Origin of the sequence: Kribbella antiqua (genome assembly GCF_004345665.1) — a bacterium.
Taxonomy (GTDB): Bacteria; Actinomycetota; Actinomycetes; order Propionibacteriales; family Kribbellaceae; genus Kribbella; species Kribbella antiqua.
This window is the reverse complement of the sequence record NZ_SLWR01000010.1, coordinates 233447-249572: the sequence shown is the minus strand read 5'-3', so window position 1 is coordinate 249572 and position 16126 is coordinate 233447. Positions and strand designations below refer to the sequence as shown.

The following is a 16126-nucleotide window of genomic DNA, read 5'->3' as shown; positions in this document are numbered from 1 at the left end:
AAGGAGGATCTTCCATGAAGTTCACACAGATGAGCCGCCGCGTCCTGGTGATGGCGGCCAGCGGTGTGACGGCAACCGTCGTACTGACCGCCTGTGGCGGGGTGAAGACGACCTCCAGCGGCGGGGAGGGCGCGTATCCGACCGGCAACATCGAGATGAGCGTCGGCGCGTCGCCGGGCGGCAGCACCGACCTGATCACCCGGGCGATCGCGCAGGGACTCAGCAAGGAGCTGGGTGTCTCGGTGCCGGTGGTGAACAAGCCCGGCGCCAACGGCGCGCTGAACGCGAAGGAACTGCAATCCGCGAAGGCGGACGGGTACAAGATCGCGGTCCAGAACGCGTCGCTGTTCACCATCACCCCGCTCGCGGTGTCGGCGAACGAAGCGGTCAAGCTCGACGACTTCGACCTGATCGGCGGCATCTCCCAGGACGACTACGTGCTGATCGCACCGGTTGCCTCCGGCTACAAAACGATCGCCGACCTGAAGAAGACCGGGAAGAACATCAAGTACGGCACCACCGGCGTCGGCACCGGCGCGCAGCTGGCCTCCGCGCTGACCTTCAAGCAGGCCGGGATCGAGTCCACCGACGTACCATTCGACGGCGGGGCGCCGGCGCTGACCGCGCTGCTCGGCAGTCAGGTCGACGTGGCAACGATCCAGGTCGGTGACAGCATCGAGCAGATCAAGGCTCGCAAAGTCGTTCCGTTGGCCGTGTTCTCGGCCGATCGGATCAAGTTCCTGCCCGACGTACCGACCGCGAAGGAGCAGGGGTACGACGTCGTCGTGTCGCAGTACCGGTTCCTGACCGCGCCGAAAGGCACTCCGGACGACGTGAAGACGAAGATCGGCGACGCGGCGAAGAAGACCTTCGCGACCGACACGTACAAGAAGTTCAACGACGCCCACTGCCTGACGCCGATCGAGGTCACGCCGGACGAGGTGAAGAAGATCCTCGACGAGTACGCGACCAAGTACAAGGCGCAGCTCGACCAGTACGGCATCTCGCTCGCGGCAAAGAAATGAGTGAGGTCTTCGACGAGGAGGCCCTGCGCGCGGAGTTGGCCGAGGACCGGCCGCCGCACGCCGGGCCGTGGTCGCAGCTGGGCGCTGCGGTCGTCACCGGGCTGATCGGCGTGGCCGGCGTGGTCGGGTCGCTCGGCCTCGGTCTTGGGCGGCTCACCGCTCCCGGTCCAGGCCTGTGGCCTTTCGTGGTCAGCGTTGTCATCACCACTCTGTCGGTGGTGCTGGCGCTGACCGGCCGGCGCGGCACGGACACGGAGAAGTTCTCCCGGGCCAGCGTGATGACGGCGATCGCCGTACTCACGCTGGTTCTGCTCGCGTTGCTGCTGCCGCTGATCGGGTTCGAGATCCCGTCGCTGCTGCTCACCTTCGTGTGGTTGCGGTTCCTGGGCAAGGAGTCCTGGCGGTCGTCGATCGCGATCAGCGTGGCCACCGTGGCCGCGTTCTACCTCCTGTTCGTGGTGCTGCTGCAGATCCCGCTGCCGCGCCTGATTTAAGGGTTCGTGATGGACTTCCTCAACCCGGTGGTCGACGGCTTCGGCGTCGTCCTGCAACCGGTCAACCTGCTCTACTGCCTGATCGGCGTCGTCATCGGCATGCTGATCGGGGTCCTGCCCGGTCTCGGCCCGGCCGCCACGATCGCGATCCTGCTGCCGATCACGTACGGCGTCGAGCCGGTGTCGGCGATCATCATGCTGGCCGGCATCTTCTACGGCGCGCAGTACGGCGGCACGATCACGTCCGTCCTGCTCCGACTACCCGGTGAGGCGTCATCGGTCGTCACGGTCTTCGACGGCTTCGCCCTGGCCAAACAAGGACGAGCCGGTACGGCGCTCGGCGTCGCGGCGATCGGGTCGTTCATCGGCGGCACGGTGTCGATCATCGGCCTCACCCTGCTGGCGCCGGTGGTAGCCGAGGTCGCGCTGGACTTCGGTCCGCCCGAGTACGCCGCGCTGTCGCTGTTCGGCGTACTGCTGGTCGCGACGGTTGGCAACGGCGGGCGGACGAAGTCGGTGATTGCCGCAGGCATCGGGTTGCTGCTGGCAACCGTCGGACGGGACACCTTCACCGGTGCGAGCCGGTTCACCTTCGACAGCCTGAACCTTGCCGACGGCATCGACTTCGTGCCGATCGCGATGGGTCTGTTCGGGCTCGGCGAAATCCTCTACAACCTGGAGGAACGGCACCACAAGGTGCAGGCGCCGGCTAAGGTCGCGAACGTCTGGCCGTCTCGTCACGATCTCAAGCAGTCGCGGGGTGCGATCGGTCGCGGCTCGGTGATCGGGTTCGTGCTGGGGGTGTTGCCGGGTGGTGGAGCGACGTTGTCGTCGCTGGTCGCGTATGCGGTGGAGAAGCGACGGGCGAAGCAGCCGGAGCGGTTCGGCCGGGGTGCGATCGAAGGCGTCGCGGCGCCGGAGACGGCGAACAACGCGGCCGCGACCTCGTCGTTCATTCCCCTGCTCACCCTGGGTATCCCGGCCAACGCGACGATGGCGCTGATGTTCGGCGCGTTGCTGATCCAGGGCATTCCGCCGGGCCCGCAGCTGGTGTCGGAGCACCCGGACCTGTTCTGGGGTGTGGTCAACTCGATGTACATCGGCAACATCCTGCTGCTGATCATGAGCATCCCGATGGTCGGGATCTTCGTCCGGATCCTCCGGATCAGGCCGGCGATCCTGGCGCCGATCACCGTGCTGATCACGCTGCTCGGCGTCTACACGGTGGCCAACCGCGTCTTCGACATCTTCCTGGTGATCGTCTTCGGCGTGGTCGGATACTTGATGAAGAAGTTCGGGTTCGAGCCCGGCCCGCTGGTGCTGGCGTTCGTGCTCGGCAGCGTGATGGAGAAGGCGGTGCGGCAGTCGCTGCTGATCTTCGGCGGTGACGTCACCGGCTTCTTCACCCGGCCGATCTCCGGCACGGTGCTGGCTGCGCTGATCGCCGTACTCGCGCTGCCGGGGGTGCGTTACCTGATGCGCAGGAAGTCCGCTGCACGGGACAAGGAGTTGGTGTGAGCAAGGTTTCCAGGATCGAACTCACGCCGGTCGCGTTCGCCGACCCGCCCCTGCTCAACGTGGTGGGGGTGCACGAGCCGTTCGCGCTGCGGACGATCGTCCAGGTGCACACCGACAACGGGAATGTGGGGCTGGGGGAGACGTACGCCGATGATGCTCATCTGGCTCGGCTTCGCGCGGTGGCCGACGTACTGCCTGGGCTGGATGTGTTCGACGTCAATGGCTTGCGGCGGCTGGTGATCGACGTACTGGCTAAGGACGGGAGCGCGCAGGTCGGCGGGATGCTGAACCTGCAGGACCCCGCGGATGTGGTGCTGTCGCCGTTCGAGGTCGCGCTACTGGACATCCAGGGCAAGGAGCTGGGGCGGCCAGTCGCGGATCTGCTGGGTGGGGCGGTGCGGGAGTCGGTGCCGTTCAGCGCCTATCTGTTCTACAAGTGGGCCGCGCATCCGGGTGGTGCCGAGGACTCGTGGGGCGCGGCTCTTGATCCTGATGGAATCGTTGATCAAGCCCGATCAATGGTTGATCACTATGGATTCACAGCGATCAAGCTGAAGGGCGGCGTGTTCGAGCCAGCCGCGGAGGTCGAGGCGGTGCGAGCGTTGGCGGCCGCGTTCCCGGAGCACAAGCTGCGGATCGATCCGAACTGCGCGTGGACGCCTCTGACGTCCGTGCGGGTCGCGAAGGAACTGACCGGCGTCATCGAGTACCTCGAGGACCCGACGCCGGGGATCGCCGGAATGGCGGAGGTCGCCGCACAGACGGAGATCCCGCTGGCGACGAACATGTGCGTGATCGCCTTCGCGCATCTCAAGCCGTCAGTACTCGCGGACGCCGTACAAGTGGTGCTGTCGGATCATCACTACTGGGGTGGGTTGCGGCGGTCGCAGTTGCTGGCCGGGATCTGCGACACCTTCGGGATGGGGTTGTCGATGCACAGCAACTCGCACCTCGGCATCAGCCTTGCAGCGATGACGCAACTGGCCGCAGCCACGCCGAACCTGACCTACGCGTGCGACACGCACTACCCGTGGAAGACCGAGGACCTGATCAAGCCCGGGGTCCTCGAGTTCGTCGACGGCAGCGTCCGAGTGCCGACCACGCCTGGGCTCGGGGTCGAGCTAGATCTCGACGCGCTCGGCCGACTGCACGAGCAGTACTTGTCGTCCGGGATCCGCAAACGCGACGACACGACGTACATGCGAACCATCCAGCCGGACTTCACCCCGAACACTGCTCGCTGGTGAGGCGGTGGCTTGCCCCGCCGCACGCATTCGCCGGCTCCCGCGCACAACCCGTACGGCTGCTTCGCGGAGCCCTACCCCGCCTCTCCGGGTGCGCAACACTCCCCGGTCGGGGATGTCCGATGGGTTGCCCACTCAGATGCTGGGTGGCTGGAGGCGGTGGCGGGTGTTTGACAAGTGCACCCGCATCGCCGCGCGGGCGGCGTCGGGATCGGCCCGCGCGATTGCGGCGGAGATGTTCTCGTGTTCGAGTACAACTCGGGTGAGATGAGTGGCGTCGGACATCTCGTACGCCGGGTCCAGCCGTGTGCGCGGCAACATGATCATCATCGGTCCGAGTGAGCTGATCAGGTCGGTGTAGAACCGATTGCCGGACGCGTTCGCGACCTTGAGATGGAACGCGAAGTCGGCCTCGACGGATCGGCTCGGGTCGTCGCCGATCCGCTTGAAGTCGTCCAGCGCCCGCTCGATCGCTTTCACCTGATGCTCAGTACGTCGCTGCGCCGCCAACCCGGCCGCCTCGCTCTCCACCCCGATCCGGAAGTCGAGCAACTCGAGCACGTCCCGATGCGACCGCACCTCCCGCAGGCCTGAGGCCCGTTCAGCCACCTCCAGCACGAACGACCCGCGCCCCTGGAACGTCTCGACCAGCCCCGCCGCCTGGAGCCGCGACACCGCCTCTCGCACCACTGTCCGGCTGACGCGGAACTCCTCGACCAGGCTGTTCTCGGCAGGCAACTTCTCGCCGGGCGCGATCTCCCCGCTGAGGATGCGCCGCTTCAGCTCCTCGACCAGGTCGTACGCCAGCCCGCGCCGGCTCATCGAGTGCCGAACTCGCAGCTGTCGACCGTCCACGCGGCGCACTGCTCGGAGGTGGTGAAGCCCAAACCGGGCCGGTCAGGCACGAGCATGCGGCCGTCCAGGGTCTCCAAACGCTCGTTGAACAAGGGGTTCAGCCATTCGAAGTGCTCGACCCACGGCTCGCGCGGATACGCTGCCGCGAGGTGCAGGTGGATCTCCATCGCGAAGTGCGGAGCGAGCTGGAGTCCGTTGTGGTCGGCCAGCACGGCCAGCCGCAGGAACGGGGTGATGCCGCCGATCCGCGGCGCATCCGGCTGGATGATGTCGGCGGCGCGAGCGTCGATCAGCCGGACGTGCTCGGTGACGCTCGACAGCATCTCGCCGGTGGCGATCGGGGTGTCCAGCGCCGCTGCCAGTTGCGCGTGACCCTCGGCGTCGTACGCGTCCAGAGGTTCCTCGATCCAGACCAGGTCGAACTGCTCGAGCACCCGCCCGAAGCGCAGCGCCGTCGGCCGATCCCACTGCTGGTTCGCGTCGACCATCAGCGGTACGTCGTCGCCCAGGTGCTCGCGGACGGCGCGGACCCGTTCCAGGTCGATCCGGGTGTCGGGCTGCCCGACCTTGATCTTGATCCCGCCGATCCCGTCGGCCAGCGACTTCGAGGCCCGCTCCTTGACCTCCTCGATCGGCGCGTGCAGGAAACCGCCCGAGGTGTTGTACGCGCGCACGGAGTCCCGATGCGCACCAAGGAGCTTCGCCAGCGGCAGCCCGGCCCGCTTCGCCTTCAGGTCCCACAACGCGATGTCGATCGCCGCGATCGCCTGCGTCGCCACTCCGGACCGGCCGACCGACGCCCCGGCCCAGAGCAGCTTGTCGTACACCTTCCCGATATCCGACGGATCCTCGCCGATCAACCCAGCCGCCACCTCCTTGGCATGCGCGTACTGCGCCGGCCCACCGGCCCGCTTCGAGTAGCTGAACCCGATCCCGTGCTGATCGCCGGCGGTCGCGATCTCCGCGAACAGGAACACGATCTCGGTCATCGGCTTTTGCCGGCCGGTCAGCACCTTGGCATCGCTGACCGGCCGCTCGAGCGGGAGGACGACGGACGAGAGACGGATGTGGCGGATCTGATCACTCGGCATCCAGTCATCATACAAGTGATCAACCTGTCTGACGACTCAGCCGAACAGCTTCCGCCACCCCCGCTTGGTCCACTTCCAGGACCACCGGGCCACGTTCCGGTGCTGCTTGTAGAACCACTTGTGGAACCCGACGTACGCCCGCGTGTACCCCTTCCACAGCCACTTCCCCTTCTTCCCGAGCCAGCCGCCGAAACGCTTGAGCGGCCCGGCCCAGAACAGCAGGTCCGACTTCCACTTCTTCTTTTTCTTGGCCTTCTTGCCATCGAGGTCGAACGTGTCGATCGGGTCCGCACAGGTGTACTCGTACGCGTTGCAGCTCCCGCCGTACACCGGATCGGTCTGCAGGAATCGGCCGGTGACCGGGCTGTACAGCCGCACACCCATCAGCACCAGGCCACCAGGACTGTCAGCAGCCCGCTGCTCGCCACCGAGCCACCCGTACCGCTGCTTCCCGACAGCCTCCGGATCACGCGAGACGCCGTACTCATCGGCCTCGCTCGTCGTCGACAGTGCGTCGTCCCCGTCATGGATAGTGGCGACAACGTCCCCACTCAGGTCCGTGACCAGCCACTCCGGTACGCCGCTGTCACTGTCGATGACCGCGGTCAGCCCAGCGAGCCCAGCGACGTACCGTGTGAACCGCTCCGGGCCCTCCTGGGTCCAGACCGGCTTGTCCTCGTCACTGTCGTAGTGCTGGGTCTTCTGCTCGACCACACCGGTCGCGTTGTCGGTCCACGACCGGATCCGCTCACCGGTGACGTCGATGGTGTAGTCGGTGGTCCGTCCGCCCTGCGTGATCGTGTCGACGAGGTCGTTCGCGTGGTACCCGATCGTCGCGGCGCCAGCAGCAGGTACGCCGGTGTCGACGGCAGGAACGGTTGTCGTCCGCCCAAGCGCGTCGTAGGCGTAGCCGGCCGAAGTGACGCGGTCAGCGGTGTCGTACGTCCAGTTACGAGTAGACGCGGCAGTGACCGACTGACACGAGCCATCTGCCGCCGGCGCGTATTCAGCATTCGCAAGACGGTCGGCGGCGACGTTGAAGCTGTAGGTGCGAGTGGTGCATTGCTGCCCAACAGTGTCTGCCACTGCGGTGATCCGACCCGCTTGGTCGTGCGTGTAGCTCTGGCTGGACAGTGACGAGACGCGCTTGGCCGTCTGACCATGCGGTGTGCGCGTGATCGACTCCCGGAACAGCACACAGTCCGCTGCGGCGCACCCCGGCTTGCTGTAGGTGAGTCCGGCCTCGTTCCCACTCTCGTCGTACGTCGTGTCGACCTTCACGCCGTTCGGCCACGTCTCACTCGTCAGCCGCCCGTCCGCGTCGTAGCTACCCGAGTACGAGCCCGCGTTGCCGTCGTTGACCCCGGTGAGCAGCCCACGTGCGTCGTACGAGTAGGTGCGAGTGGTCTTGCCGTCAAAGCTGGTCGCCATCCGGCCGAGCAGGTCATACGTCGTGCTCGATACGTTGCCGTCGGCATCCTGGTACGACGTGAGCTGTCCGAGCGTGTCATAGCCGCGGACGACCTCCGCCGTGACCGAGCCGCCCACGATCGACTGGCTGCGCAGCAGATCGCCCGTCACTGCGTCGTACACGTTGCGCTGGATCGGTACGGCGGTGCCGGTGGTCGCCGACACCTGCGTCTCCAGGACTCGCCCGGCTGCGTCGTACGACGTGGTCGTCGTCCGCAGCGTGCCCGCACTGGTCTTCTCGGTCTTCACCCGCGGCTGGTGATAGATGTCGTACGTCGTCACCGTCGCCGGCAACTCGGGACCACTGGCCGGTTGACCGCCCGGCTGCTGTCGGCAGGGCAGATTCGCCCACTCCGGTCGCAGGTCGCACTCTGCATAGCCAGAGCCGCTCGTGGCGCGGTAGTAGATCGTCTTGCGGGTGGCAGGCGTGGTGGTCGTCGTACCGCCCGCCGCCTGGGTTGTGGACGTCACCAGTCCGGTGACCGGGTCCAGCGTGTTCCGGACTGTCTGGGCGAGTCCGCCGGGGTCTGTGGTCGTCACCGTCGGCTGACGGAGCGACCAGTTGTAGCCGGTGGTGGTGACGCGCCGGTCCGCTTCGAGCGCGGTCCCGTTCGTGCCCCAGTGCCGGACCAGGGTCTCTTCGGTGGTGATGAGGTTGTACGGCCCACCGGCCGGAGCACCCTGGTCGTAGGTGTTGCGCACGACCTGCCGTCCACGCGTCAGAGTCCCATCGGCCAGTTGTACGTCGGTCTCTGGCTCCGCTGTGGTCTCGAGGCGCAACCCGTCGAGCGAGTAGGTGTTCAGCGTCGAGAGCGCCGGCGAACCGTCACTGTCGTTCAGCGCACGCGCCCTGTTCTCCGCTGTCAGTGAGCGGATCACGTTGCCGAACCCGTCGTACCAATTGGTGCTGATGTGGCCGCCGGGCTTCGCCTCGTTGACCAGTCGGCCGTTGGCGTCCAGATAGCTCACGGTGGACCGGCCCCAGCTGCCAGAAGTCTCGTCGGCCGGAGAGATCGCGGTAGCGTCCGTGGGCGCTTCGAGCTGTCCCCAGCGCTTGGTCTGCTCGGGTGACAGGTCGTTGGGCGCACCAGAGCCGGACAGTGCCACCTTGTAGGCGACTGTCGTCGTAGCAGTCGAGCGAGTGACCTTGTGCAGTCGTCCGGCAGCCACATCACCGCCGACTGTCGTGTAGCTGAGCTGCCACGGCTCCCGGCCGGCCGGCATCACCGCGGACAGCACGCCGTCGGCCTGGTAGGTGTATGTCTCCTTGGCCGCAGTACCCAGTCGCGGATCCCACGTGCCGCGCAGTCGTCCGGTGCCGTCGTACTCGTACGCCGCCATCGGCACCGTGCGCATCGCAGCCTGGTCAGGATCCCAAGCAGTAAAGGAGATCTGCTTGACCCGCCCGGCGTAGTCACCGAGCGTGGAGCCCGTCGCAGTGGTCGTCGTGGCGTAGGTGAAGCCCAACGCCCGGCACCCGCGGCTCAGCGTGGTGCAGTTGACGCCATCCGGCACCGGCGCGAGCATCCGCGTCGGCCGGACCACCTCATCACCGGCGACAACGACCTTCTCCCAAACATAGGTAGTCGTTTGATTGCTACCTGGCTGTGTGGTCGCTGTCGGGTAATAGGTCCCGGCCGCGGAACCAGCCACCCGAGTGAACGTCACCGACGTACCGTCCTGATCGGACAGCTTGTAGGAGTCGGTCGCGCTCATGTAGGTCAGGCGGAGGAACTCCTGCCCCACCTCCGGATCGAAGTCCGTCCCGTTGCGCGCAGTGAAGCCCACGGTGTCCCCGTCCGGCAGCCCCACCTGCACGAGCGACCCGAACACTCCCAGCGAGGTGTACGGCGTTTCCGCCTCGTCAACCAGCGCTCCAGAGATCCAGCCCGGTCCGAACATGCCGGACTGGTCGCTCTGCCCGGCCCGGCGAGTGTTGTACGTCCGGCTGACCGTCAGGTCGCTGCCATAGGCGTCTACCGACACATCCGCATCCGACAGGGTGAAGTTGCCGGTCAGCAGGTTGACCTCACCAGGCCCGACCAGACTGGTGGCCGCACTCGCCAGATTGCGGTCGAAGGTCAGCTTCACCGCGCCCGAGGAGGCCGCCGTACCGCCGGTGAACGTGCCGCGAATCTGCACCGGACCATCCCGTGGGATCGACTGTGCGTCAGCGGCCGCCAAGGTCGCCTCGAGGTTCCAGTTGAGCTTCGGGAACTCGCCATTGCCAGATGTCGGCAGCGGCCAGGTGACAGCGCCACCGCCGGCGGCGACCGTCACGTGAGCCGCGGGGACGGTCGTCCACGCGTCGGTGTCGCCGCGGCGCCACTGGTAGGTCACACCGGTCGCGGTCGACCGGCCGACGCCGATGATCGAGGTCTTCGCCGCACTCACATCACCGTTCTTCGGCGAGGTCACGGCGCCACCCCCGACGGAGAAGGTGTACGACGTCAGCGGCGACCGATTGCCCGCACGGTCACGCGTCCGCACCCACAACGTGTGCGGCCCATCCGCGGTGGGAGTGATCGACACCGAGGCGGTCGCGCCACCGTTGACGACCTGATCAGGTGGATTGCTGTCCACGCCGTACTCGTAGGCGACGACGTCCGGCACGCCCGATGCGCCGAAGCTGAACGTGCCGGCGACCCCCGCTCCACCCGACCAAAGCCCGGCCGGATACGTCGTCGAAGACACCGTGGGAGCCGATCCCGGCGCGATCGTGTCGACGGTGAACTCGCACCACGGTGACCAGTCGCCGGCCGTCGTACCGTCTGATCCCTGCACTCGCCAGGCGTAGCTGCCGCCTTCGGTCAACGGGCCGACCGTTGCCGCCAGCCACGATCCGGACGCACCTGGACCAGCGGTCGCGGTGGCCGCCGTACCGCCGACCGGCTTCCACTCGAACGTCGCGGACACTTGAGCTCCGACGCCGTCACTGATCTGTGCGCGCAGCTGCGGATTCAGGCTGCGGATGTACGGGCGGTCGGTGCCGGTCGCACACACGGTTTCGGGCGCGGTCGCCTGCGCGTTCACGGCCGTCTTGGTCTGGTAGACGATCGTGACCGACGGCGGATTGGACGCCGCCTCGCGGGAGTTGAACCGCTTCCAGCCGTAGTTGTCGGTCTCGCTCGCGGCCTGTACGCCGATCGTCGTCTTGGACAGCCGGTTCGCCGCCGTGTGCTGGAAGGCGGCCGTCACGGGGATCGTCACCCAGCCGTCCCCACACGAACTGGAGAAGCCCTTGGTCTGCGTCGACGTACCGACCTTCTCGATCCAGGCCGGCTGGTTCGACCAGCGGACCGCGTTGGTGACGTCCGGCGTCCGCCAGGCCTGCCATTCCTTCGCCGTACAGGAGAAGGAATGGTGTTCCCACAGGTTCAGCGTCGCGGACTGGATCTGCTTGTCCCACAGCCATTCCTGGTTGTCGAACCGGAGGTACGAGCGGGCCTTGTTGGTGCCGCCGTCGTACGTGCCGACCTTCAGCTCGGTCGTCGTCGACTGGTCGGTGGTGTAGGTGTTCTGCACGAAGGCGTCGAAGTTGGCGCCGATCGTCTGCGTGGTGACGGTTGCGGCCGGGACTGCGGCCTCGGCCCGCGGCGGCGGTACTGCGGCCGCCGGCAGCGTCTCGAGGACGGTTGCGGTCAGGGCAAGACCGGCGAGGACGCCGATCCAGCGCGCCGATCGTCGGGTCGGATAAGGCCGCGAGAAACAGGTCCGGGGAAACGGCATGAGCTGACCTCTCTGGGGCGGGGCGGTCCGCTCCAGCGTGGAATGCCGCGGCCTCGCCCGGACAGGTCAGAAGTGGACAGTTTCCAGTACTGGCCAACGCGCGTTTGACACCGCGTTAACACCGCGGATCCGTCGCCGAAACACACTCCGGAGAACCTGCAATTCACGTTCGTCACCTGGGGAAAGGGGTAGCCATGGCTGCCGGCGAGATGTTCGGTCTGGACGAGGTGTTCCGCTCGCTCGACACCGACCGTACGAACGTGGTCTGGAAGTGGAAGCTGCTCGAGGAGCTGAAGGAATCCGGACTGGCGAACGACGATCCCCGGGTCGTACGGGCGCTCGAGGAGGCGCTCGGCACCCGCCCCGGCTTCGAGCCAGGACAACCCGAGTGGCTCGAGTGGGACCAGTTCGCGAGGGTCGCCCAGGAACCCGTGATCGCGAAGGCGCTGCAAGGCCGGCTGGTGATGCCGCACTCGCAGTTCACGGACATCACCCAAGGCATCACCGAGATCTACCACGATCTGCTGGACAACCGCGACGGCCAGGTTGCCCAGTACATTCCGAGCCTTGCGAGTGCGGACCCGGACAAGTTCGCCATCTCGATCTGCACGGCGGACGGCCAGGTCTTCAATATCGGCGACACCGACGTCCCGTTCAGCATCCAGTCGACGTCGAAAGTCTTCAACCTCTTGATGGCGTACGACGAGCTGGGACCTGAGGAGGTCCACAAGCGGGTCGGCACAGAGCAGAGCGGCGGGCCCTTCAACGACCCGGTGCTGTCCCTGGACGAGGACGGCGTGCCGCGCAACCCGATGATCAACGCCGGTGCGATCGGGACGCTCGCGATGGTCAGATCGGGCGAACGGGAAAGCGCCCGGGCCCGCGCCCTCCTGGAGATCTGGGACGCGATGACGGGGCGGCAGCGGGCCGGGTCTGATCTCGAGACCTTCCTCGCCGAGATGGAAACCGCCGAGGGGAACCGGAAGCTGACGGGACGGATCGCCGCCAAGGACAAGCTGATGGGCGGCAGCGGGGAGGTCGCCGTCGAGGATGCGCTCAGGTTCTACACCACGGTCTGCGCGCTCGAGCTGGACTCGAAACGGTTGGCGGCTGCGGGCGCCACGCTGGCGAACGGTGGCGTAGCGCCGTTCACGGAGGAGCGGGTGTTCTCCGCCGACGCCACCGCGCGAGCGCTGTCACTGATGGCGCACTGCGGGATGTACGACGGTTCGGGCAAGTTCGCCATCGAGGTCGGGCTGCCGGGCAAGAGCGGTGTGTCCGGCAACATCATGCTGGTGATCCCCCAGCTGCGGATGGCCATGGCGGTCCACTCGCCACGGCTGGATCCGGCCGGCAACTCGGTGCGCGGCCTCGAGGTCTGCCGCCGGCTGGTGAACCAGTTCAACCTGCACCCCTACCGGCAGTTGGGCGTCGAGCGCGGGCGGGAGACCGCCGTCGCATGGTCCGGCCCGCAGTCGGCGCCGGCACCCTACCAGCGTCTCCAGCCGTCCAATCCGGCGTACCTCGCCTTCGGCGGAGTGAGTTCGGCGGCCCCGACAGACCCACGTAAAGCGTTCGCCCTTGATCAGGCGGCCACCACGGGAAGCGGCGACAAGCAGCGAGGCATGGGTACCGAGAAGTAGCGGCACAAACGGCCCTCGCCGCGCTGAGCGTGGCGAGGGCCGTTCGACGTTGGATGCGGTCTACTCGACGGTGACCGACTTGGCCAGGTTGCGGGGCTTGTCGACGTCGTGGCCGAGGGCAACGGCTGCGTAGTACGCGATGATCTGCAGGGGGATGGTGAGCAGGATCGGGTCGAGCTCCGGCTCGTTCTTCGGTACGACGATCTTCGCCGCGACACCGTCCGGCACGTCCACGCCCGGGTGCGTCACGACGTACAGCGGGCCGGAGCGGGCGCCGATCTCGTGCAGCGCGCCGATGTTGCGGTCGAGCAGCTCGTCGTCCGGAACGATGGCGACACTCGGCACGTCCGGCGAGATCAGCGCCAGCGGGCCGTGCTTCAGCTCTGACGTCTGGTACGCCTCGGCGTGCCGGTAGGAGATCTCCTTCAGCTTCTGCGCACCCTCGCGGGCGACCGGGTAGCCGCGGGTCCGGCCGACGAAGAACAGGCTCTCGTGCTGGGAGAGCCGGCCAGCGATCTTGGCCAGCTCCTCTTCCTGGGCGACGATCTCGGCGATCTGCCCCGGAATCTTCTTCAGGCCCTCGATCAGCCGGCGGCCGTCGGCGGGGGAGACATCGCGGATCCGGCCGAGGTGGATGCCGAGCATCGCGAACGCGACCGCCATGTTGGTCAGCGCCTTCGTCGACGCCACCGAGACCTCGGGACCGGCGTGCAGGTAGACGCCGCCGTCCACCTCACGGGCGATGCTGGAGCCGACTGCGTTCACCAGGCCGATCACCCGGCCGCCCTTGCGCTTCAGCTCCTGTACGGCGACCAGCGTGTCGAGCGTCTCGCCGGACTGGCTCACCGCGATGTAGAGGGTGTCCCGCTCGACCACCGGGTTGCGGTAGCGGAACTCCGAGGCCGGCTCGGCGTCGGCGGGGATCCGGGCCACCTCCTCGATGAACTGCGCGCCCATCTGGCCGGCGTAGTACGCCGAACCGCAGCCGAGGATCTTGACCCGCTTGATCTCCCGGGCCTCCCGCGCGTCCATGTTCAGGCCGCCCAGGTGGACGGTGTGGAAGCGCTCGTCCAGGCGGCCGCGGATGGCCCGGCCGACCGCCTCCGGCTGCTCGTGGATTTCCTTCATCATGAAGTGCTCGTGCAGGCCGCGCTCGTACTCGTCGGCGGTCCACTCGACCGTGCTCTCGGTCTTGGTGGTGGCGCGGGCGTCCTGGGTGAAGGTGCGGTAGCCGTCGGCGCGGACGGTGGCCAGCTCGCCGTCGTCCAAGTAGACGACCTGGCGGGTGTAGCGGATCAGCGCGGCCGCGTCGGAAGCGACGTGCATCTCGCCGTCGCCGACGCCGAGGATCAGCGGGCTGCCGTTCCGGGCGACCACGATCCGGTCCGGGAAGTCCAGGTCGATGACGGCGATGCCATACGTACCCTCGATCCGGCGCAGGCTGGCCAGCACCTTGTCCTCGAGGGTGTCGCCCTCGGCCTGCTCGATCAGGTGGGCGAGCACCTCGGTGTCGGTCTCCGAGCGCAGCTTGACGCCGGCGTCCTCGAGCTGGGCGCGCAGGGCGGCGGCGTTGTCGAAGATGCCGTTGTGGACAACGGCGATCCGCTCGTTGCCGCTCACATGCGGGTGTGCGTTGTCCTTGCTCGGGCCGCCGTGCGTCGCCCACCGGGTGTGGCCGATGCCGAGCTTGCCGCCGAACCGCTTCGGCAGCGACGCCTCCAGCTCCCGCACCCGCCCGGCGTCCTTGTGCACCTTGAGCTCACTCGACCCGAGTACGGCGACACCCGCCGAGTCGTAGCCGCGGTACTCCAGCCGCGCCAGTCCGTCGACCAGGATGGGAGCGGCCGGCTTGGTGCCGACGTACCCGACGATTCCGCACATGTGTTCATGCCTTTCGGAGGTTGTCGTTCACTCATGGGAAAGCCCGCCGCAGGGGCGGGCTCACGTGGGGTGCCGTCAGCCGTAGACGATCCGTCGGAGCTGGCGGGCGGAGAGTTCGGGGGACCGGACCGGGCGGGTCTTCAGCTCGGTGCCGAGCCGGGCGAAGATCTCGTCGTTGCGGGCGCCGTACGTTTGCAGCTCGCGATGCCGGCGCCGGACGTACTCTTCGGTGGTCTCGGTGAAGTAGGCCAGAACGTCGGCGACCACCCGCCGTGCGTCCTCCGGCGGGAGCCCCGTGGTCCGGCTGATCTGTTCGGCGAGTTCGTCCACCGGACCCGCCGTGGCCTCACTGATCACCCGTCAACTGTGCAGTGTTTCGCCGGTCAAAGCCAAGCATCTGCCCGAAATCGGGCAAATTTGACTGTTCTGACAGAAACTCCGCGGTTCCGGGGAACCGCGGCTCCGGTCAGAAGAGACGGAGTACGTCGGACTCCATGCCGCGGAGGGCGTCGTAGTCGACGGTCAGGCACTCCAGGCCTCGGTCCGTGGCGAGGACCTTGGCCTGGGGCTTGATCAGCTGGGCGGCGAAGATGCCGCGGACGGGGGCCAGCAGCGGGTCGCGGTTGAGCAGCTCGACATATCTGGTCAGCTGCTCGACACCGTCGATTTCGCCCCTGCGTTTGATCTCGACGGCGACGTGCCTGCCGTCGGCATCCCGGCAGAGCAGGTCGACGGGCCCGATCGCGGTGGGGTACTCACGCCGTACGAGCGTCCAGCCGTCGCCGAAGGTGTGGACGTGCTCGGCGAGCAACTCCTGCAGGTGCGCCTCGACGCCGTCCTTGATCAGCCCGGGGTCGGTGCCGAGGTCGTAGGCGGTGTCGCTGTGCACCTCCTCGATGGTGATCCGCAGCTCCTCGCCGGCCTTGTTGGTGACGCTCCAGACGGCGTCCTCCTCGACCAGCTTGCACGGCGGCGACATCCAGTTGAGCGGTTTGTACGACCCGCCGTCGGCGTGGATCAGCACCGACCCGTCCGCCTTCACCATCAGCAACCGCGGCGCCATCGGCAGATGAGCCGTCAGCCGTCCGGAGTAGTCCACAGAACACGTAGCAATCACCAAGCGCACGAGAAAGCACCGTAGTCCACCACCAGCCCGGAACCCATATCGCCTGGCCG

At 67.2% G+C, this 16126-nt stretch carries 11 protein-coding genes; 5 read left to right on the top strand and 6 right to left on the bottom strand.

The features are described from left to right. Nucleotides 1-14 precede the first annotated feature (14 nt). Genes EV646_RS27575 through EV646_RS27560 form a run of 4 tightly spaced genes read left to right on the top strand, consistent with a single transcriptional unit; the run spans nt 15 to nt 4284 of the window. Complete coding sequence (locus EV646_RS27575; RefSeq protein ID WP_132153587.1) at nt 15-1025, top strand: tripartite tricarboxylate transporter substrate binding protein; 1011 nt, start codon at nt 15-17, stop codon at nt 1023-1025. Continuing rightward, nucleotides 1022-1519 carry a tripartite tricarboxylate transporter TctB family protein gene (locus EV646_RS27570; RefSeq protein ID WP_132153585.1) on the top strand — a complete coding sequence of 166 codons (498 nt, stop codon included), beginning with the start codon at nt 1022-1024 and terminating at the stop codon, nt 1517-1519. The genes EV646_RS27575 and EV646_RS27570 overlap by 4 nt, the downstream gene beginning before the upstream one ends. A gap of 9 nt (nt 1520-1528) precedes the next feature. Beyond that, entirely contained in the window at nt 1529-3037 is a 1509-nt protein-coding gene (locus EV646_RS27565; RefSeq protein WP_132153583.1) for a tripartite tricarboxylate transporter permease, read from the top strand. Beyond that, nucleotides 3034-4284: a glucarate dehydratase family protein gene (locus tag EV646_RS27560; RefSeq protein WP_132153581.1), complete on the top strand. Its 1251-nt coding sequence runs from the start codon at nt 3034-3036 to the stop codon at nt 4282-4284. Before EV646_RS27565 ends, EV646_RS27560 begins: the two co-directional genes overlap by 4 nt. Before the next feature lie 132 nt (nt 4285-4416). On the opposite strand, the gene EV646_RS27555 is transcribed toward EV646_RS27560, so the two are convergent. From EV646_RS27555 to EV646_RS27545, 3 genes are read right to left on the bottom strand one after another with little or no spacing between them, the layout of a single operon-like run. Beyond that, nucleotides 4417-5136 (bottom strand): FadR/GntR family transcriptional regulator, encoded by a 720-nt coding sequence (locus EV646_RS27555; RefSeq protein ID WP_241996368.1) that lies wholly within the window; start codon nt 5134-5136, stop codon nt 4417-4419. Beyond that, nucleotides 5100-6227 carry an L-talarate/galactarate dehydratase gene (locus tag EV646_RS27550; protein WP_132153579.1) on the bottom strand — a complete coding sequence of 376 codons (1128 nt, stop codon included), beginning with the start codon at nt 6225-6227 and terminating at the stop codon, nt 5100-5102. Before EV646_RS27550 ends, EV646_RS27555 begins: the two co-directional genes overlap by 37 nt. A gap of 36 nt (nt 6228-6263) precedes the next feature. Further along, a complete protein-coding gene (locus tag EV646_RS27545) occupies nt 6264-11426 on the bottom strand; it encodes a DNRLRE domain-containing protein (protein ID WP_132153577.1) in 5163 nt (1720 codons plus the stop codon). Between the two features lie 194 nt (nt 11427-11620). Here EV646_RS27545 and glsA point away from each other — a divergent pair, with 194 nt between their 5' ends. Beyond that, entirely contained in the window at nt 11621-13069 is a 1449-nt protein-coding gene (gene glsA / locus EV646_RS27540) for a glutaminase A (protein WP_132153575.1), read from the top strand. 60 nt (nt 13070-13129) lie between these two features. Here the strand turns inward: glsA and glmS are convergent, their stop codons facing one another. The 3 genes from glmS to nucS form a co-directional block, all read right to left on the bottom strand. Continuing rightward, complete coding sequence (glmS, locus tag EV646_RS27535; protein ID WP_132153573.1) at nt 13130-14950, bottom strand: glutamine--fructose-6-phosphate transaminase (isomerizing); 1821 nt, start codon at nt 14948-14950, stop codon at nt 13130-13132. Nucleotides 14951-15025: 75 nt separating this feature from the next. After that, entirely contained in the window at nt 15026-15307 is a 282-nt protein-coding gene (locus tag EV646_RS27530; RefSeq protein ID WP_241996367.1) for a hypothetical protein, read from the bottom strand. A gap of 109 nt (nt 15308-15416) precedes the next feature. Further along, nucleotides 15417-16076 carry an endonuclease NucS gene (gene nucS / locus EV646_RS27525; RefSeq protein ID WP_132153571.1) on the bottom strand — a complete coding sequence of 220 codons (660 nt, stop codon included), beginning with the start codon at nt 16074-16076 and terminating at the stop codon, nt 15417-15419. Between the last annotated feature and the right edge of the window lie 50 nt (nt 16077-16126).